General features: G+C 65.5%; 17 protein-coding genes. 11 read left to right on the forward strand and 6 right to left on the reverse strand.

The genetic code is table 11. The features are described from left to right. Positions 1–5: 5 nt before the first annotated feature. From D3877_RS06855 to miaA, 3 genes are all read right to left on the reverse strand, one after another. On the reverse strand, positions 6–1,769 hold the full coding sequence (locus D3877_RS06855) for an acetolactate synthase 3 large subunit (RefSeq protein WP_119829924.1): 1,764 nt from the start codon (positions 1,767–1,769) through the stop codon (positions 6–8). Positions 1,770–2,113: 344 nt separating this feature from the next. Further along, positions 2,114–3,325: an aminotransferase-like domain-containing protein gene (locus D3877_RS06860; RefSeq protein ID WP_119829925.1), complete on the reverse strand. Its 1,212-nt coding sequence runs from the start codon at positions 3,323–3,325 to the stop codon at positions 2,114–2,116. A gap of 33 nt (positions 3,326–3,358) precedes the next feature. Continuing rightward, a complete protein-coding gene (miaA, locus tag D3877_RS06865) occupies positions 3,359–4,336 on the reverse strand; it encodes a tRNA (adenosine(37)-N6)-dimethylallyltransferase MiaA (protein ID WP_119829926.1) in 978 nt (325 codons plus the stop codon). A 527-nt stretch (positions 4,337–4,863) separates the two neighbouring features. Between miaA and queA the strand changes: the two genes are divergently transcribed. The 6 genes from queA (at position 4,864) to D3877_RS06895 (ending at position 12,491) form a co-directional block, all read left to right on the forward strand. Next, positions 4,864–5,892 carry a tRNA preQ1(34) S-adenosylmethionine ribosyltransferase-isomerase QueA gene (gene queA / locus D3877_RS06870; RefSeq protein ID WP_119829927.1) on the forward strand — a complete coding sequence of 343 codons (1,029 nt, stop codon included), beginning with the start codon at positions 4,864–4,866 and terminating at the stop codon, positions 5,890–5,892. Next, positions 5,889–7,121: a tRNA guanosine(34) transglycosylase Tgt gene (gene tgt, locus D3877_RS06875; RefSeq protein ID WP_119829928.1), complete on the forward strand. Its 1,233-nt coding sequence runs from the start codon at positions 5,889–5,891 to the stop codon at positions 7,119–7,121. Before queA ends, tgt begins: the two co-directional genes overlap by 4 nt. Further along, the gene (gene queF, locus D3877_RS06880) at positions 7,114–7,578 is read left to right on the forward strand and encodes a preQ(1) synthase (protein WP_119829929.1); all 465 of its coding nucleotides are present in this window, start codon (positions 7,114–7,116) and stop codon (positions 7,576–7,578) included. The genes tgt and queF overlap by 8 nt, the downstream gene beginning before the upstream one ends. Then, entirely contained in the window at positions 7,565–8,626 is a 1,062-nt protein-coding gene (gene queG / locus D3877_RS06885; protein WP_119829930.1) for a tRNA epoxyqueuosine(34) reductase QueG, read from the forward strand. Before queF ends, queG begins: the two co-directional genes overlap by 14 nt. Before the next feature lie 121 nt (positions 8,627–8,747). Further along, positions 8,748–9,983 (forward strand): GNAT family N-acetyltransferase, encoded by a 1,236-nt coding sequence (locus tag D3877_RS06890; RefSeq protein WP_274379622.1) that lies wholly within the window; start codon positions 8,748–8,750, stop codon positions 9,981–9,983. A gap of 108 nt (positions 9,984–10,091) precedes the next feature. Continuing rightward, positions 10,092–12,491 (forward strand): methyl-accepting chemotaxis protein, encoded by a 2,400-nt coding sequence (locus D3877_RS06895; protein WP_119829931.1) that lies wholly within the window; start codon positions 10,092–10,094, stop codon positions 12,489–12,491. Between the two features lie 81 nt (positions 12,492–12,572). Here D3877_RS06895 and D3877_RS06900 read toward each other — a convergent pair whose 3' ends face one another. After that, positions 12,573–13,049 (reverse strand): CYTH domain-containing protein, encoded by a 477-nt coding sequence (locus D3877_RS06900; protein ID WP_119829932.1) that lies wholly within the window; start codon positions 13,047–13,049, stop codon positions 12,573–12,575. A 162-nt stretch (positions 13,050–13,211) separates the two neighbouring features. Here D3877_RS06900 and D3877_RS06905 point away from each other — a divergent pair, with 162 nt between their 5' ends. Continuing rightward, the gene (locus D3877_RS06905) at positions 13,212–13,451 is read left to right on the forward strand and encodes a hypothetical protein (protein WP_119829933.1); all 240 of its coding nucleotides are present in this window, start codon (positions 13,212–13,214) and stop codon (positions 13,449–13,451) included. Here the strand turns inward: D3877_RS06905 and D3877_RS06910 are convergent. After that, on the reverse strand, positions 13,448–13,603 hold the full coding sequence (locus D3877_RS06910; protein WP_119829934.1) for a DUF3309 family protein: 156 nt from the start codon (positions 13,601–13,603) through the stop codon (positions 13,448–13,450). The genes D3877_RS06905 and D3877_RS06910 overlap by 4 nt on opposite strands. A gap of 195 nt (positions 13,604–13,798) precedes the next feature. On the opposite strand from D3877_RS06910, the gene D3877_RS06915 reads away from it, so the two are divergent. Next, positions 13,799–15,745 carry an acetoacetate--CoA ligase gene (locus tag D3877_RS06915; protein WP_119829935.1) on the forward strand — a complete coding sequence of 649 codons (1,947 nt, stop codon included), beginning with the start codon at positions 13,799–13,801 and terminating at the stop codon, positions 15,743–15,745. Positions 15,746–15,758: 13 nt separating this feature from the next. Further along, a complete protein-coding gene (locus D3877_RS06920; RefSeq protein ID WP_119829936.1) occupies positions 15,759–16,220 on the forward strand; it encodes an HAD family hydrolase in 462 nt (153 codons plus the stop codon). Positions 16,221–16,257: 37 nt separating this feature from the next. Here D3877_RS06920 and D3877_RS06925 read toward each other — a convergent pair whose 3' ends face one another. Further along, positions 16,258–17,253: a TerC family protein gene (locus D3877_RS06925; RefSeq protein ID WP_119829937.1), complete on the reverse strand. Its 996-nt coding sequence runs from the start codon at positions 17,251–17,253 to the stop codon at positions 16,258–16,260. A 366-nt stretch (positions 17,254–17,619) separates the two neighbouring features. Between D3877_RS06925 and D3877_RS06930 the strand changes: the two genes are divergently transcribed. Together D3877_RS06930 and D3877_RS06935 are read left to right on the forward strand one after the other, a co-directional pair. Continuing rightward, complete coding sequence (locus tag D3877_RS06930; protein WP_085556605.1) at positions 17,620–17,895, forward strand: HU family DNA-binding protein; 276 nt, start codon at positions 17,620–17,622, stop codon at positions 17,893–17,895. A 32-nt stretch (positions 17,896–17,927) separates the two neighbouring features. Continuing rightward, positions 17,928–18,338, forward strand: coding sequence for a Ros/MucR family transcriptional regulator (locus D3877_RS06935; RefSeq protein WP_119829938.1), 411 nt, complete (start codon positions 17,928–17,930; stop codon positions 18,336–18,338). Positions 18,339–18,561: the final 223 nt, after the last annotated feature.

Below are 18,561 nucleotides of genomic sequence, written 5' to 3' on the forward strand. Positions count from 1 at the left end.
GTTTTTTAGACCAGGACCATGCCGTCTTCCGGCGTCGCCGACGACGGGGTGTCTTCCGGGCCGAGCAGGATCTCGTTGTGAGCCTTGCCGCCGGGGATCATCGGGAAGCAGTTTTCCTTGGGATCGACCGCGATGTCGACGATGCAGGGGCGGTCGGTGACGGCCAGCATCTTTTCGATGACCTCGTCCACCTCGGCCACCGTGGTGGCGCGCAGGCCGACGCAGCCCCAGGCCTCCGCCAGCTTGACGAAGTCGGGCAGCGCTTCCGAATAGCTTTGCGAGAAGCGCGAACCGTGCAGCAGCTCCTGCCACTGGCGCACCATGCCCATATATTGGTTGTTCAGAATGAACACCTTGACCGGGGCGCGGTACTGAACGGCGGTGCCGATTTCCTGCATGTTCATCAGGAAGCTGGCCTCGCCCGACACGTCCACCACGATGGCCTCGGGGTGGGCGATCTGCGCGCCGATGGCGGCGGGCAGGCCGTACCCCATGGTGCCAAGCCCGCCCGAGGTCATCCAGCGGTTGGGCTGGTCGAAGGGCAGGAATTGAGCGGCCCACATCTGGTGCTGGCCGACTTCCGTCGTGATGTAATGATCCTTGCCGCGCAGCGCCTCGCGCAGACGCTCCAGCGCGTATTGCGGCTTGATGACCGATTCGGTGCGGTTGTAGTTCAGGCAATTGCGGGCGCGCCAGCCCTCAATCTGCTTCCACCAATCCTTCAGCGCCGCCTGATCGGCGCGCTTCTGGCGGGCCTTCCACATGGTCAGCATGGCTTCGAGAACGGCGCCGCAGTCACCAACGATGGGAATGTCGACCACGACGTTCTTGTTGATCGAGCTGGGATCGATGTCGACGTGGATCTTCTTCGAGCCGGGCGCGAATTCCGACAGCTTGCCGGTCACGCGGTCGTCGAAGCGGGCGCCGATGTTGATCATCACATCGCAATTGTACATGGCGAGATTCGCCTCGTACGTGCCATGCATGCCCAACATGCCGAGCCACTGAGCGTCGGACGCCGGGAAGGCGCCCAGACCCATCAGGGTCGAGGTGATCGGAAAGCCGGTGGTCTTGACGAACTGGGTCAACAGCTTGGCCGCCATCGGCCCGGCGTTGATGACGCCACCACCGGTGTAGAAGACCGGGCGCTTGGCGCTGGCGATCAGTTCGATCGCCTCCTCGACGCGGGCGATCTCCGGCTTGACCTGAGGACGGTAGGTCTTGTGCTTGACCTCGGTCGGGGGGACATAGATCCCGTCGGCGAACTGGACGTCCTTCGGCACGTCGATCAACACGGGGCCGGGGCGGCCGCTGCGGGCGACGTAGAAGGCCTCGTGCATGATGCGGGCGAGGTTGTTGACGTCCTTCACCAGATAATTGTGCTTGGTGCAAGGCCGGGTGATGCCGGTGGTGTCGGCCTCTTGGAAGGCGTCGTTGCCGATCAAATGGGTCGGCACCTGACCCGACACGCAGACCAGCGGAATGCTGTCGCAGAGCGCGTCCAGCAGGCCGGTCACGGCGTTGGTCGCGCCCGGACCCGACGTCACCAGCACGCAGCCGACCTTGCCGGTCGAACGCGCGTAGCCTTCCGCCGCGTGGACCGCCGCCTGTTCGTGCCGCACCAGGATGTGGCGAAGATCGTTCTGCTGGAACAGCGCGTCGTAAATGGGAAGTACGGCGCCGCCGGGATAGCCGAAGATGGTGTCAACGCCCTGATCCTTCAGAGCCTTGATGATGATCTGGGCGCCGGTCAGCTTCTGTTCAGGCATAGCTCACGACCTTCTCAAAGGGGCGCCTCTCCTTCGGGCGCCCGTATCCCCGGGACTGCCACGCCCCCAACAAGGCTATGCCGCGAAAACAACGGCTTAGCCCCAAAGACCAGGGGCGGGAGCGGCAAATTAGCCAAAAGAACGCGCGGCGGTCAACTCATTTTGCGAATGATCGACAAGTTTTTTTGCCGCAGTTTTTCCGATTGTTGCGCATTGGCGTCACGAATGGAAACCGCGCCCGTCGGGCCGATGCGCCAACGGCGGCCACCCGTAGAGGGATGACCGCCGTTGTCTCAAGGATGGACCGGGAAAAGGCGCGGAGCGGCGAACCGCCCCGCCCCGTTTCAGGTGTATTCTTTCAGCAACCCGCACAGGCGGCGAACGCCTTCGCGGATGCGCTCCGGCTTGGTGACGGAGAAGGCCAGACGCAGCGTGTTGTGCCCCGAACGGTCGGCGTGGAAGGCCGATCCGGGAACGAAGGCGACGTTGGATTCCTTGATCGCGCGCGCCAACAAAGCGGTGCCGTTGACGCTGTCCGGCGCTTCGACCCAGACGAACAGGCCGCCTTCGGGCTTGGTCCAGGTGACGCCGGGGGGCGCGAACTCCTCCAGCGCCGCCAGCATGGCGTCGCGGCGCTCCTTGTAATGACTCTTCAGCACCTTGATGTGGCTGTCGAAAAGCTGCGACACCACGTCGTGCATGACCATCTGGTTGATCGTGCTGGCGTGCAGATCGGCGGCCTGCTTCATCAGAACCAAGCGGTTGATGACCTCGGGCGCGGCGTTGACCCAGCCGATGCGCAGGGCCGGAACCATCGTCTTGGAGAAGGTGCCGCAATAGATGACGTTGGTCAGCACGCCGCCGTTGCGGGCGCAATCCAACGCCGAAATCAGGGGCAATTGCTCGCCGTCATAGCGCAGTTCGGAATAGGCGGTGTCCTCGATCACCGGCACGCCAGCGGCGGTGCAAAGATCCAGAATGGCTTCGCGGCGGGCCAGCGAAATGGTGGTGCCGTTGGGATTCTGGAAATCGGGGACGAGGTAGAAGAATTTCGGCTTCTGCGCCAGGGCCGCTTCCAGCGCCGCCAGTTCCGGGCCTTCCTCTTCCATCGGGATGGAGAGATAGACCGGCTCATAGGGCGAAAAGGCCTGAAGCGCGCCGAGATAGGTCGGGCGCGTCACCACGATCTTGTCGCCAGGGCCGATCAGCAGCTTGCCGACGAACTCCAACACCTGCTGCGACCCGTTGGTGACGAGCACGCCGTCCAGCCCGACATTGACGCCGTTGCGACCCATATACTCCGAAATCCACTCACGCAGCGGCGTGTAGCCTTCGGTGATCGAATATTGCAGGGCGCCGCCGGCGCCGCCGTTGGACTGGAAAATCTTCTCATAGGCCCGCGCCAGGGCCGAGGTCGGAAACAGGTCCGGGTCGGGAATGCCGCCCGCGAAGGAAATGATCTCCGGCCGGTCGATCAGCTTCAACAGCTCACGGATTTCCGACGCCGTCATGCCGCCCACGCGGCTTGCGAACACATGACCCCAATCAACCGACACGACGATTCTCCTGGACTGGTAGGGACGCCACATTCAACGGCGCAAACGCGTTTTTAGAAGGCGGAGAATTGCACTCCGTTGGTCCAATGAACAGAGCGAATCGACCGTATGGCAGCCATGCGGCGCCGTATGGGGCGGTCGCTCCGCCAGTTGATGACGGAACCACGTCACCTGACGCTTGGCATAACGCCGGGTTGATTGTTGGGCAAGGGCGACGGCGTCGGCCAAAGCAATTTCGCCGCGCAGATGACGGCGCAGCTCCGGCACGCCCAGCGCCTTCAGGGCGGGCAGATCGGCGGGCAGGTCGCGGGCTTGGGCCAACTCGTCCAACCGCCGGACCTCCTCCAACCCACCCTGCTCCATCATCAGGACGAACCGGCGGTCGCACAGCGCGTAGAGATCGGCGCGCGGCGGGTCGAGCAGCAGAATGGAAAAACGCAGATCCTCCGGCGCGCCCTGCGCCGTGTGGCTTTGCCAGTGCGACAGCGGACGGCCGGTGGCCTCCAGCACCTCCCAGGCGCGGGTCAGCCGGGTGGTGTCGCCGGGGTTGAGCTTGGCCGAATCCGGGTCGCGGGCGATCAGGTCGGCGCGGAAGGCTTCGCCGCCCTGTTCGCTCAAACGGGCGTGGGCGGCGGCGCGCACCGCGTCCGGGATGGCGGGAACTTCGCTCAGGCCCTGCATCAGCGCCCGCAGATACAGGCCGGTGCCTCCGACGACGACCGGCAGCCGCCCGGCGGCCTTGGCCTCGGCGATTTCCGCCAGCGCCAGATCGCGCCAGCGCGCCGCCGATCCGCGTTCGGCCACCGGCAACACGCCATAGAGCCGATGGGGGGCGCGCGCCAGATCCTCGGCGGGCGGGCGGGCGGTGATGACGTCCAACTCGGCGTAAAGCTGCATGCTGTCGGCGTTGATGACGGTTCCGTCAAACGCCTCGGCCACCGCCAGCGCCAAACCCGATTTGCCCGACGCCGTCGGCCCGCCAATGACGACGACGTCCGTAAGCTCGCTCATGTCCCGCCCCTCGTTCCCATCGCCGTGATTCACCATCATCGGCGCAAGGAGCCAAGAGAAAACGCGCCAGAGAACGCGGCCAGCCGCGCGGCGGCGCGCGATGGACCGCTCGCGCCAAAAATGAAAAGCCCCGCAAGACTTGCGGGGCTTTCCTGTGCGGGCATCAACAGCCCACAATCAAATTGCCATCAGGCAGACACTGGGGGAGATGAAAAAGCTGAGGAATTCGATATCATCAAGTAAGCGCCGGTGGAGTCATGATCTTACTCACCCTCCCTTGCTTCGGTTTCAACCAACTTGCTCAAGACGGAGCGTCTGAGAAACGCCAGGAACGCGGAAGCCGTTTTGTTCACCTCAGCGCCATTGCTGTAAGAGGAAGCCTGCTCTTCTTGCCCAAGCCTGTCAAGCGTCCGTCACATCACCGAAACACGAATTTTTCGACGCCCGCCCCCGACGCGCTGGACGCCCGTCCGCCCCACGCGCCGCCTTCCCAAAGGCGGGCGGTTCGGTCTATAGCTGCGACCTCCATGAAGACCGCCGATTTCGATTTCGACCTGCCGCCCGACCGGATCGCCGAGCATCCCGTCCGGCCCCGCGACGCCGCCCGTTTGCTTGAGGTGGGCGCGCGTTTGCACGACCGCGTCGTGCGCGACCTGCCCACCCTGCTGGAGCCGGGCGACCTGATGGTCGTCAACGACACCCGCGTCATTCCGGCCCGGCTGGACGGTCGGCGCGGCGAGGTCGCGGTGGAGATCACCCTGCACAAGCGGCTGGGCGACCGGGAATGGGCCAGCTTCGCCCGCCCCGGCAAACGGCTGAAGCCCGGCGACGTCATCGCCATCGCCGATGATTTCAGCGCCGAGGTCGTCGCCAAGGACGGGATGGAGGTGCGCCTGCGCTTCTCCGTCGGCGGCCCGGCCCTGATGGCGGCGCTCCACCAGCATGGCCGCATGCCCCTGCCCCCTTACATCCGCCGGACAGCGGACGAGGGCGACAACGCCGATTACCAGACCGTTTTCGCCGCGCGCGAGGGGGCCGTCGCCGCCCCCACGGCTGGCCTGCACTTCACGCCGGAGCTGCTGGCGGCGCTCGACGCGCGCGGGGTTGGCCGCGTGCCGGTGACGCTGCATGTCGGGGCGGGCACCTTCCTGCCGGTGAAGGTGGACGACATCGCCGAGCATAAAATGCACAGCGAATGGGGCGAGATTTCCCCGGACGCCGCAGAAGCGGTGAACGCCGCGCGCCGGGCGGGCGGGCGGATCGTCTCGGTCGGCACCACGGCCCTGCGCATCCTGGAAACGGCGGGGCGGGAGGATGGGACGTTGCTTCCCTTCAGCGGCGACACCAGCATCTTCATCACGCCGGGCTATCGGTTCCGCATCGTCGATTTGCTGTGGACCAACTTCCACCTGCCCAAATCGACCCTGTTCATGCTGGTCAGCGCCTTCGCCGGGTTCGCGCGGATGCGCGACGCCTACGCCTACGCCATCGACCAGAATTATCGCTTTTTCAGCTATGGCGACGCCTCGCTGCTGCACAGGACGGATCACCAATGACCGGCATCGGCTTTGAGCTTCTCGCGACCGATGGACGGGCGCGGCGCGGACGGGTGACGACCGCCCACGGCTCCATCGAAACCCCCGCCTTCATGCCGGTCGGCACCGCCGCCACGGTCAAGGCGATGACCACCGACGCGGTGGCCGCCACCGGGGCGGAAATCCTGCTGGGCAACACCTATCATCTGATGCTGCGCCCAACGGCGGAGCGGGTGGCGCAGTTGGGCGGCCTGCACCGCTTCATGAATTGGAACAAGCCGATCCTGACCGACAGCGGCGGGTTCCAGGTGATGAGCCTGTCGGATCTGCGCACCATGTCGGAAGAGGGCGTGACCTTCAAATCCCACCTGGACGGCAGCCGTCATCACTTGACGCCGGAACGCTCCATCCAGATCCAGCACATGCTGGACAGCAACATCACCATGTGCCTGGACGAGTGCACCCCCTTCCCCGCCACGCCCGCGCAGGCCGAATCCTCGATGAAGCTGTCGATGCGCTGGGCCAAGCGCAGCAAGGACGCCTTCGTCGAACGCCCCGGCTACGGCCTGTTCGGCATCGTTCAGGGCAGCGTCTATCCCGAGTTGCGGGCCGAAAGCGTCGCCGCCCTGTCCGACATCGGCTTTGACGGCTACGCCATCGGCGGGCTGGCGGTCGGCGAGGGGCAGGAGACGATGTTCACCGTGCTGGACTTCACCGAACCGGCGATGCTGAAACAGCGCCCGCGCTATCTGATGGGGGTTGGCCGCCCCAGCGATTTGATCGGCGCAGTGCGGCGCGGCGTGGACATGTTCGATTGCGTCATGCCGACCCGCTCGGGCCGCACGGGGCAGGCCTTTGTCCGGCGCGGGACCATCAACATCCGCAACGCCCGTCACGCCCACGACGAGCGTCCGCTCGACGCCGAATGCGGCTGCCCGGCTTGCCAGAAATACAGCCGGGGCTATCTCCATCATCTGTTCAAGGCGAACGAGATGCTGGGGCCGATGCTGCTGACCTGGCACAACCTGCATTATTACCAGGATCTGATGCGGGAGCTGCGGCAGGCCATCGCCGACGGTCGGTTCGAAACGGTCGCCAGCGCGCTGGAAGCCCGCTTGGCCGAAGGCGATGTGGAGGCGACCACCGACCCGCTCGGCAAACCGCCCAAGCCGCAAAAGCAGAACCGCCCGCCGAAAGCGGAAAAGCCCGCCACCCCAAACACCGCCGACCAGGACACGACCGATGAGTGAGAGCATCTATTCCGGCCTGACCATGCTGGGCGGGGCCACCGTTCAGCCGAAATCCCCGGAAGAGGCGGTGTTGGAGCGGGTGCCGAACCCCAACCCAGGCGATGGCTACGTCGTGCGCTTCACCGCGCCGGAATTCACCTCGCTCTGCCCGATCACCGGCCAGCCCGACTTCGCCCATCTGGTGATTGATTATGTGCCGGGCGATTGGCTGGTCGAAAGCAAGTCGCTGAAGCTCTATCTGACCAGCTTCCGCAACCATGGCGCCTTTCACGAGGCCTGCACCGTCGGCATCGCCAAGCGGTTGGTCGCCGAACTGGCTCCGGTCTGGCTGCGCATCGGCGGCTATTGGTACCCGCGCGGCGGCATGCCCATCGACGTCTTTTACCAGACCGGCGAGGCCCCGAAGGGCGTCTGGATTCCGCCGCAGGACGTCCAAGGCTACCGTGGCCGGGGCTGAGCCGAAACCGCTCGACCCGGCGGCGCTGCGCGCCCGCATCCGCGACAAGGCGCTGTCGCTTGGCTTTGACGCGGTGGGCTTCGCCCCTGCCGCGCTGGGGCCGGAGGCGCGCGAGCGCCTCGCCGCCTTTCTGGCCGAGGGACGGCACGGCGACATGGGCTGGATGGCCGACCGCGCCGACCAGCGCAGCCACCCGCAAGCCCTGTGGCCCGAGGCGCGGAGCGTCATCGCGCTTGGGACGAGCTACGCCCCCCACGACGATCCGCGCCGCCTGCTGGATCACCCCGATCGGGGGATCGTCTCCGTCTACGCCCGCAACCGCGATTACCATGACCTCATCAAAGGGCGGCTGAAGACGCTCGGCCATTGGCTGCACCACCAGACCAAGGCGGGCGTCAAGGTCTTCGTCGACACCGCCCCGGTCCTGGAAAAGCCGCTGGCCGAACGCGCCGGGCTGGGCTGGCAGGGCAAGCACACCAATCTGGTCTCACGCGATCATGGCTCCTGGCTGTTCCTGTCGGAGATTTACACGACGCTGGAGCTTCCCGCCGACGAGGCCGGGCGCGACCGTTGCGGCTCCTGCGCCCGCTGTCAGACCGCCTGCCCGACCGACGCCTTCCCCGCGCCCTACCAGTTGGACGCCCGGCGTTGCGTCTCCTATCTAACCATCGAGCACAAGGGGCCGATCCCCGACGATCTGAAGCCACTGATGGGCAACCGGATTTATGGCTGCGACGATTGTCTGGCCGCCTGCCCCTGGAACAAATTCGCCAAACCCACCCGCGAGGCGGCCTTTCTGCCGCGCGCCGAGTTGACCGCGCCCCGGCTGGCCGATCTGGCGCAATTGGACGATTCCGGGTTCCGGCAGGTGTTCAGCGGCTCCCCCATCAAACGCATCGGGCGCGACCGCTTCGTGCGCAACGCGCTGGTCGGTCTGGGCAATTCCGGGATGCCGCGCCTGCGTCCGGTCGCCGACGCGCTGGTGGAGGATCCCAGCGATCTGGTGCGCGACTCCGCCCGTTGGGCGTCGGACAGGTTGCGCGGCTGAGCGCAGAGAGCGTGTTGGGGTTGGGGTTGCTTTTGCCTTCGCCGATGATTCGGTTTAGACTTTTGGCCGTTCTGTTCCCCGCCCGCATAGCGGCGATTTCATCAAGCCGCCGAACACACCGCTGAACACACGGGAGCCAACCGTCACGCCCCCCTTCCAAGGATACGGCCCGGCGCGGGCCGAAGAGCTGGATGAGATCGCCCGGCTGGCCCGGCATGGCTTTGGCCTGCCGCGCGAGGTGTTTGACCGTTACGCCGCCCTGTTCGGCGTCGAGACGATCCGCCGCCTGCATGTCCAAAAGCGCCCCGGCGTCACCACGCTGGCCGCCTGCGCAGCGCTGTGGCGCATGGATCAATGGTATGGCGGGCAGCCGGTGCCGACTCAGGCCATCGCCATGGTCGCCGTGGAGCCAACCCTGCGCGGACAGGGCGTCGGATCGGCTCTGATGCGCGCGGCGCTCGACGAAGGTCGGTCCAGCGGCGCGGCTCTGGCGGTTCTCTGCCCGTCCACCCTGCCGCTCTACCATCGTTTGGGCTTTGGCCGGGGCGGCGTAAGCTGCGATTGGAGCGCCCCACCCGCCGCGCTGGGCGACGGTTCCGACATCGGCGCGGCGGACGGCGCTACAGACGGCTGGATCAGCCCCGCCGATCCGCTCGACGCGACGCCGCTGGCGCGCATCCGCCGCAGCCTGCTGGCCGTCAACAATGGTTTGGGCGAGCGCAACGAAGCCCTGTGGACTCTGGCCCTCTGCCCCGACGGCGAACCGGCTGAATTGTTTCTGCTGAACGGTCCCGATGGACCGGAGGGTTACATCGCCTTGCTGCCGCCCAAAGATCGGCGGCTGGTGGTGGCGGATTTCTGCGCGCCGACCGGGCGGGCGATTCGTCTGGCGACGCGGCTGCTGACCAGCTACCGCGCCCAGACCGACCGCGTCGTCTGGCGCGGCGGACCCGACGATCCGCTGGCCCTGATGGCCCGCGACATCGGCGTTCAGATGGACGCACGGGACGAGTGGTTGCTGCGCGTGCTGGATGTCCGACAGGCTCTGACCAGCCGCGCCTATCCGGACGGCGTAACCGCGTCACTGACGTTGGTTATAGACGACCCTCTGTTTCCTGAAAATTGCGGAAATTTCCATCTTCAGGTTGCTGGCGGCGGCGGTGTAATCGCAATTTGCGAGAAAGACGAGACGCCCTCCGCAACTCTCGGAATCGCCGCCTTCTCCAGCCTGTTCACCGGGCACGCCAGCGCCCGGACACTTTCACAAACGGGTCTGCTTTACGGTAAAGAAAAGATTATCAACATTCTGGACGCCTTATATTGCGGCGCACGCCCCTGGATGGTTGATCGTTTCTGAAATAGGGACTGGTCCTGACCTGCATCAAAGCGAAAATTAACCTACTGTGGTCGAATAAGGGCGTACAGAAAAGAAAACCAACATTCGCCAGCGGGGAGTCCACAATCCATGACGATCGGAACACGGATTGCGCTCGGTTTCGCCACCGTGCTGCTTCTGACGGTTGCCGTGGCGTTCGTCGGCTGGAACAGCCTGCGCACCTATGCCGAGCGCGTCGATCTCGCCGCTCACACGGCGGAGTTGGACGCACGCCTGAAGTCGGTCCGCATTGAGGAGGCGCGTTTCGTCACCGAACGCGACGCCAAGGCGGCGGCCAACGTCCCCGGCATGCTCGACAACCTGCGGCACGAAGCCCAGGAGACCAAGGCGGCCTTGATCGACGGCGGCAGCCTGCGTCTGGTGGACGACGTCCTGGCGGGCATCGACGGCTACCGCGCCGCCTTTTCCAATTTCGTGACCCTGGATGGCGAGGCGCACGCGCGCACCGCCAGCATGGAAACCCGCGCCCGCGCCTTGAAGGACATCGCCGAAAAGATCGGCAAGCAGCAGTCGGACCGCTATGACCAAAACATGGTCAGCCAGAAAGAGGCCGACACCGCCGCCCATCACAGCCTGGAAACGACCGAGCGCACCAACAAGGTGATCGAGCGCGTGCAAGAGGCCCGGCGCCAGCAAAGCGAATATCGGCGCACCAGCGACGCCAGCCTGCCCGACCTGATCGCCGCCGCCATCGACCAGTTGGTGGAGACCGCCGAAGCGGTTGAAAAGGACGTCAGCGGCACCAACGACGAAGATCTGGCCAAGCGGATCGCCGAGAACGCGCGCGCCTACAAGGCCGCCTTCCAGGAAACGCGCGGCGTCAGCGGCTCAATCCCCGCCGATCGCGCCGCCGCCGCCGATCAGGCCGCCCATGATGTCCAAGCCAACGCTTTGGAGCTTCAGGAAAATCAGACGATGGTGTCGGCGGCCCTGCGCGAAGCCTCGACCTACGCCCAAAGCGAGGTGAACGAGGCGGTGCTGCTGCGCGGCATGGCGATGCGGCTGGTCCAGGGCGCTCAAGCGGCGATGCTGGGCCAGCGTGATTTCCTGCTCAGCGGATCGCCCGATTCGCGGACCATAGTCGCCAACGCCGTCAAGGACATCCTGGACGTCGCGGGCAAAGCCGGCGCCCTGCTGTTGGACAAAGAGGGGCGCGCGCTGATCGCCGCCACCACCGAAGCCGCCAAGGCCTTCGACGCTGAATTCAACGCTTTGGTGACGACCAGCCAGAAGCAGCGGGACTCCCTGTCGGCGATGGCCAAGGCCGCCGGATCGGTCAGCGATCTGGTCGGTCGTCTGGTCACGCTTCAACGAAACGACCGCGAGGCCGGGCGGGCCGATTCGGGCATGGTCATCACCATCGGCTCCATCGTCGCCCTGGTGCTGGGCGGGTTGATGGCCTGGGTGATCGACCGCGCCATCACCCACCCGCTGCACGCCATGACCGGGGCGATGAGCCGTCTGGCCGAAGGCGATCTGTCCTTTGAGATCCCCGGCGCCGACCGCAAGGACGAATTGCGGGCGATGTCGCGCGCCCTGTCCATCTTCAAGGACAACGCGCTGGAGATGCAGCGGATGGAGCGCGAGCGGGAGGAGATGCGTCAGCAGATCGACGCCGACCGCCGCCGGGCGATGAATGAGTTCGCCAACGGCTTTGAACAGGCGGTGTCCGGCGTCGTCGTGTCGCTGACCGAATCGGCCTCCACCTTGGGGCGCGACGCGCAGGAAATGTCGTCCGACGCGCAGTTGACCACGAAGAAATCGACCGCCGTCGCCACCGCGTCGGAACAGGCGACGACCAACGTGCAAACCGTCGCGGCGGCGGCGGAAGAACTCTCCTCCTCCATCGCCGAAATCTCCCGCCAACTGAACGCCAGTTCGGAAGCGGCGGTGGGCGCGGCGGAAAAGGCCGTGCAGACCAACAGCATCGTCGAAGGACTGTCGCACGCCGCCGAACGGATCGGTCAGGTCGTCGGCCTGATCGGCGAGATCGCCGAACAGACCAACCTGCTGGCGCTGAACGCCACCATCGAAGCCGCCCGCGCGGGCGAGGCTGGCAAGGGCTTCGCCGTCGTCGCGACGGAGGTGAAGAACCTCGCCGGTCAGACCGCCAAAGCGACGGAGGAAATCTCCGCCCAGGTCGCCGACATGCAAACGGCCACCGGCGGCGCGGTGGACGCGATCCGCAACATTTCCAGCGCCGTCACCACCATCAGCCGCACCGTCACCGACATCGCCCAGGCGATGGAGCAACAAGGCATGGCGACGCGGGAGATCGCCCAGAACGTCCAGCAAGCCGCCGAAGGCACCCAGCAAGTCATGCAGAACATCGCCGAAGTGACCACCGCCGCCAACAAGACCGGCGGGGCCGCCGACGCCGTGCTGCAAGCCAGCCGCACCCTGGCCAATCAGGCCGACCGCCTGCGCGGCGAGGTGCAGGGCTTCTTGAACAAGGTGCGGACGGCGTAAGCCGATCCGCCGCCAGCGCGCAAAAGAAAGCCCTTCCGCTCCATCGCGCGAAGGGCTTTTTTGTTTGGACCGCGTCGCCCGTCAGGCGGCGCTGACCCAACGGCGGATTGGTTGGCGCGACAGGGCGGAGTTGCCATAGGCGCGCAGGCTCGTGACCTCGGCGCCGATCCAGTCGGGGAGCGGAACAAGCTGCTCAGGATCGCTCAACTCGACCTCGGCGATGACCAGACCGGCGTTTTCGCCCTCAAACACGTCGATTTCCCAGCACAAGCCGTCTTGCCGATGGCGGTAGCGGGTCTTTTCGATCACCCGACCTTCGCAGGAATGCTCCAGAAGCTTGCGGGCGAAATCGGGCAGCAAGGGAAACTCAAGCTCTTCCCGGCTGGCGCCCTTTTTGGCGGTCTTCATGGTCAGGGTCGCCTTGTCCCCCGCCAACCGGACCCGCACCGTGTTCTGCCCATCGCGCGGCAGGTAGCCTTGGGTGATGCGGACGCCGTCCCGGCAGAGATGCCGGATGTCCTTGCGGACAAGAAAGCGTCGCTCGATCTCCAGCGCCATGACCAAGCCTTTCGGACCGTCTGGAACAAGACCCTAGATAATCCAGGCGGGGACGGCAAGCGGCAAAGCCGCGTGTTTCCAACGCGGCAACCATGATCGCCGCTCTCGCTTTCGCGACGAAAGGCCGCAACGCGTGGCCCCGCCCATGATAGCCTGCCGCCCATGACGACCGATTCCACCGACGCCGCCCTGTGGCTGGCTTGGCTGATCCCGCTGCTGTTTTACGGCGCGCCGTTGCTGCACGTCGCCCTGGCCCCACCCGGCGGCGGTTGGCGCGCTCCGCCGGGATCCCGCTGCCCCTTTGGGCCGCGACTCGGCTGGTTGGTGATGGTGCTGCTTCTGGGGCCGGTCGGCTGGTTGCTGTTCGTCCTGCGCCGCCGCCCCACGGCCAAACCCCGCTAAATGCGTCCCATCAGCAGCAGAACGACCAGCACCACCAGGACAAGCCCAAGCCCGCCGGTCGGCCCATAACCCCACCCCCGGCTGTGCGGCCAAGCCGGAAAGGCCCCCAACAGCATCACCACCAGAACAATCAACAGCACGGTGCCAAGCATGGCCGCCTCCTTGGTTCACGAACGTCTCGTGATGGAAACGCGTGTCCCGCCCCGCTTGTTCCGTCCTGATTGCGCCGCTGCGCCGCCGCAAGCCGGGGACAGACAAAAGGCCAAGGCTTGCGCTATGCTGCCCCGCAATCCGATGCACCAAGCAAATCGGACAGGACCAAATCAACACACCCGAGGGATACGAGAATGGACACTCCGCTGTGGCGCCCGAGCGAGGAGCGCGTCGCCAACGCCAACCTGACCGCCTTCCGGGCGGCGGCCAACGCGCGTTTTGGCTTGCGGCTGGATGACTACGAGGCGCTCTACAATTGGACCATCGCCGAGAAGGAGCAATTCTGGCGCTTCCTGTGGGACTGGGCCGGGTTGACCGGCGATCTGGGCGCGGTCGATCTGCTCGACGGCGACAAGATGCCGGGCGCCCGCTGGTTCCCTGACGCCAGCCTCAGCTACGCCGAAAACATGCTGGCCGCCCTGCCCGCTGGCGACGCCGTCGTTTTTTGGGGCGAGGACAAGGTGAAGACCCGCTGGTCGGGCGCCGAGTTGACGGCGACCGTCTCGCGCTTGCAGCAGGCGTTGAAGGCGCAAGGGGTCGGCAAGGGCGACCGCGTCGCCGCCATCATGCCGAACATGCCGGAAACGCTGGCCGCCATGCTCGCCGCCGCCAGCCTGGGCGCGGTCTGGTCCTCCTGCTCGCCCGATTTCGGCGTGCAGGGCATCGTCGACCGCTTCGGCCAGATCGAGCCGAAGGTGGTCTTCGCCCCCGACGCCTATTGGTACAACGGCAAAAGCCACGACATCCGCGCCAAGCTGGCCGAGGTTCTGGCCGATCTGCCCAGCGTCCGCGCCACCGTGGTCGTTCCCTATGTGGACGCCGCCCCGGATTTGTCCAGCGTGCCCAACGCCGTCGGCTTTCACGCGTTCATGGCTCCGCACCCGGCGGGCGAACCGACCTTTGAGCGGGTCGCTTTCGACCACCCGCTGTTCATCCTCTATTCGTCCGGCACCACCGGAAAGCCGAAATGCATCGTGCATGGAACCGGCGGCACCCTGCTTCAGCACGTCAAGGAGCACCGGCTCCATTGCGATCTGAAGCCGGGCGATCGGCTGTTTTACTTCACCACCTGCGGCTGGATGATGTGGAACTGGCTGGTCACGGGGCTGGCCAGCGGCACGACGCTGATCCTGTATGACGGCTCGCCCTTCGCCCCGACCGGCGAGATCCTGTTCGATTACGCCGACGCGGAGCGGGTCACGCTGTTCGGCACCTCGGCGAAATTCATCCAGTCGTTGGAAAAATCCGGGCTGGAGCCGATCAAGACCCATTCGCTGGCCAGCGTGCGGACGCTGACCTCGACCGGCTCGCCGCTGATGCCGGAGAATTTCGAGTTCGTCTATCGCTCGATCAAGGCGGACGTCCATCTCGCCTCGATCAGCGGCGGCACCGACATCATGTCCTGCTTCGTGCTGGGCAACCCGGTCGCCCCGGTGTGGGTCGGCGAGATCCAGACGCGCGGCCTGGGCATGGCGGTGGAGGCGTTCGACGACAACGGCCACGCCGTGCGCGGCGACAAGGGCGAGTTGGTCTGCACCCGCCCCTTCCCCAGCATGCCCATCGGTTTTTGGGCCGACCCCGACGGGGCGAAATACCGCGCCGCCTATTTCGACCGTTTCCCCAACATCTGGGTGCATGGCGATTTCATCGGCCAGACCGAACATGGCGGCTGGGTCATCTATGGCCGCTCCGACGCGGTGCTGAATCCCGGCGGCGTGCGCATCGGCACGGCGGAGATTTACCGGCAGGTCGAACAATTGCCAGAGATCATGGAGGCCGTCTGCATCGGCCAGGAGTGGGACGGCGACGTCCGCGTCGTGCTGTTCGTCGTGCTGCGCGAGGGCATGGCGTTGGACGAGGCGTTGGAAAAGGCCATCCGCAAGCGGATCAAGGACAATTGCTCGCCCCGCCACGTCCCGGCGAAGATCATCCAGGTGAAGGACATCCCGCGCACCCGCTCCGGCAAGATCACCGAACTGGCGGTGCGCGACGCCGTGCATGGCCGCCCGATCAAGAACACGGAGGCGCTGGCGAACCCGATGGCGCTCGACGAGTTCCGCGAGCGGGCGGAATTGGGCTGAGGCGAGGCCGCCCATGACTCGTCCGGTTCTGTTTCTGGATCTCGACGGCGTTCTGGCCGATTTCGACCGGGGCGTCGTCGCGGTGACGGGCAAACGCCCGGACGAGTTGCCCTTGGCGGCGATGTGGCGGGCGCTGGCCCGCCACCCAGACTTTTTCGGCTCGCTGGATTTCACCCCGGATGGCCGGGCGCTGTGGGCCTTCTGCGCGCCACACCGCCCCACCATCCTGACCGGCCTGCCGCAAGGCGGCTGGGCCGCCCCGCAAAAGACCCGCTGGGTGGCCGAGCGGCTGGGGCCGGAGGTTCCGGTCATCACCTGCATGGCCCGCGACAAGCCGCTGCATGGCGGCCCCGGCGCCCTGCTGGTCGATGACCGCGAAAAAGCCCGCGCGCCGTGGGAAGCGGCGGGCGGGCGTTTCATCCTGCACCGGAACGCGGCGGACAGCGTCGCGGAGTTGCGGGCGTTGGGGTTCTGATCGGCCCCAACGCGCCGCCCTTCCCGGTTCCCCGACCTCAGCCCGGCTGCGCTTGCCGTTCCTCATGGCGGGTCTTCAACAGCGACACCACCACGCCGCCGCCGATCAACCCCAGCGTGACGCCCAGCGACAGCAGCGGATCAAGTTTGCCAAAAAACTCCGTGTAGAAAATTTTGGCCCCGATGAAAACCAGGACCAGGGCCAGCGCGACCTTCAGATAGCGGAAGCGGTGGACCATCGCCGCCAGCGCGAAATAGAGCGCCCGCAGCCCCAGAACCGCAAAAATATTGCTGGTGTAGACCAGATAGGGATCCGTGGTGATGGCGAAGACCGCCGGAACGCTGTCCACGGCAAAGACCAGATCGGCCAGTTCGACCATCACCAGCGCCAGAAGCAGCGGCGTCGCCATCCAGCGCGCGCCGCCTCGGCCCCTCGCGTCGGGCTGCTTGACGAAGAAGTGATGCCCGTGGAAGCCGTCCGTCACCGGCAAACGCCGCTTGAGAAAGGTCAGAACCGGGTTGTGGGCGATGTCCGGCTCGCTGTCCGCCGACACCAGCATCTTGACCCCGGACAGCAACAGGAACGCGCCGAAGAGATAGAGGATCCAGTGGAATTCCGCGATCAGGGCGGCGCCGGCGCCGATCATCAGACCGCGCAGGACGACCACCCCCAGAATGCCCCAGAACAACACCCGGTGCTGCACGGCGCGTGGCACGGCGAAATAGGTGAAGATGAGGGAAATGACGAACACATTGTCGAGCGACAGGCTCTTTTCAACGAAATAGCCGGTGTAATACAGCAAAGCCGCCTCGTCGCCCAACGACCACCAGATCCAGCCGCCGAACAGCAGGGCGATGGCGATGTAAAAGGCCGACAACTTCAGGCTTTCCACCACGCCGATGTCATGGTCGCGGCGGTTGAGAACCCCCAGGTCAAGGGCCAGCAGCCCAACAACGACGCCGATGAAGGCAAACCAGACCCACAGGGGTTTTCCGAGAAAATCCACGAGAAAGGATGCGTAGAGAGTGTCCATAGAGACAACCCGCTTGATGGCGCTGCGTGAGCGGTGAAATCAAGAGGTTCCGACATCACGACCGACGCCTCGGTCGCCAGAGGGGCCCGGACCCGAACCCCTGGCAGATGGGGAGGTTTGTCCTCACGTCAAGCCTCCCCAACCTCAAGCGCGAGTCGTCTTGTTTCACGCTGGTAACACGCAACTTTGAATCCGCGACCCGCGCCTCGGCACGTTCCGTCGCCGCTCCGCTGGCCCATCCGAAGCGAAGAAAGGCCGGGAATGGGCGCCATGGGTTGCCTTTGTGGTGTTCGCCCTTGTGCGAATGCGGCCGTTCTGCCAATAACTCCGAAAAACCGAAACCAAACCGACCCAATGGAGTTTTGCATGAACCAGGCCGAACTGATCGAAACCGTCGCCACCAACGCCGGCATTAAGAAGGCCGACGCGGCCAAGGTCGTTCAGGCGGTGTTCGAGGGCATCAGCTCCGCGCTGGGCCGTGGCGAGGACGTGCGTCTGGCCGGCTTCGGCATCTTCGAGGTGGCCGAGCGCGCCGCCCGTGAAGGCCGCAACCCCCGCACCGGCGAAGTGGTCGCCATCGCCGCCTCCAAGGCGCCGAAGTTCAAGCCCGCCAAGCAGCTGCGCGATTCGGTCAACGGCTGATCCGCTCCACACACCGCACACGGGGTGACGCCATGACCATCGAATTCGCCGATCTGCAATCGCTGACCGCCAAGGTTGTCGCCGCCTATGTCGGCAACAACACGGTGTCGGTCCATGATTTGCCGTCGCTGATCCACAACGTTCAGGCGGCGTTCCGCAACCTGGGCGACGACAAGCCCGCCGCCGCCAAGCAGGAGCTGGTTCCCGCCGTCTCGATCAAGAAGTCGGTGACGCCGGAATACATCGTCTGCCTGGAAGACGGGAAGAAGCTGAAGATGCTCAAGCGGCATCTGAAGACCGTCTACGACCTGTCGCCGGACGAATATCGCGCCAAATGGTCGCTGCCGCCGGAATACCCGATGGTGGCCCCGAACTACGCCAAGGCCCGTTCGGAAATGGCGACCAAGCTCGGTCTGGGGCGCAAGCGCACCGTCATCGACTGAAGACGGCGTCGCATCGTTGGTCTTGAAAAGGGCGCGTTCCAACCGGAAACGCGCCTTTTTCGCGCCACCCTCGCCCGCCCCATCGTCATAGATCGAAAATCCGGTCACAAACGTCACAACGCCGCCCTATTTTTAATCCTTTGTCCGTTCCCACCACACCCCGTGGGAGGAGATTGAGGCCCGAAAACGGCCCGCGAGCTGCGCTCTTGACGCGTCTCGTCGC

Origin of the sequence: Azospirillum cavernae (genome assembly GCF_003590795.1) — a bacterium.
Lineage (GTDB): Bacteria > Pseudomonadota > Alphaproteobacteria > Azospirillales > Azospirillaceae > Azospirillum > Azospirillum cavernae.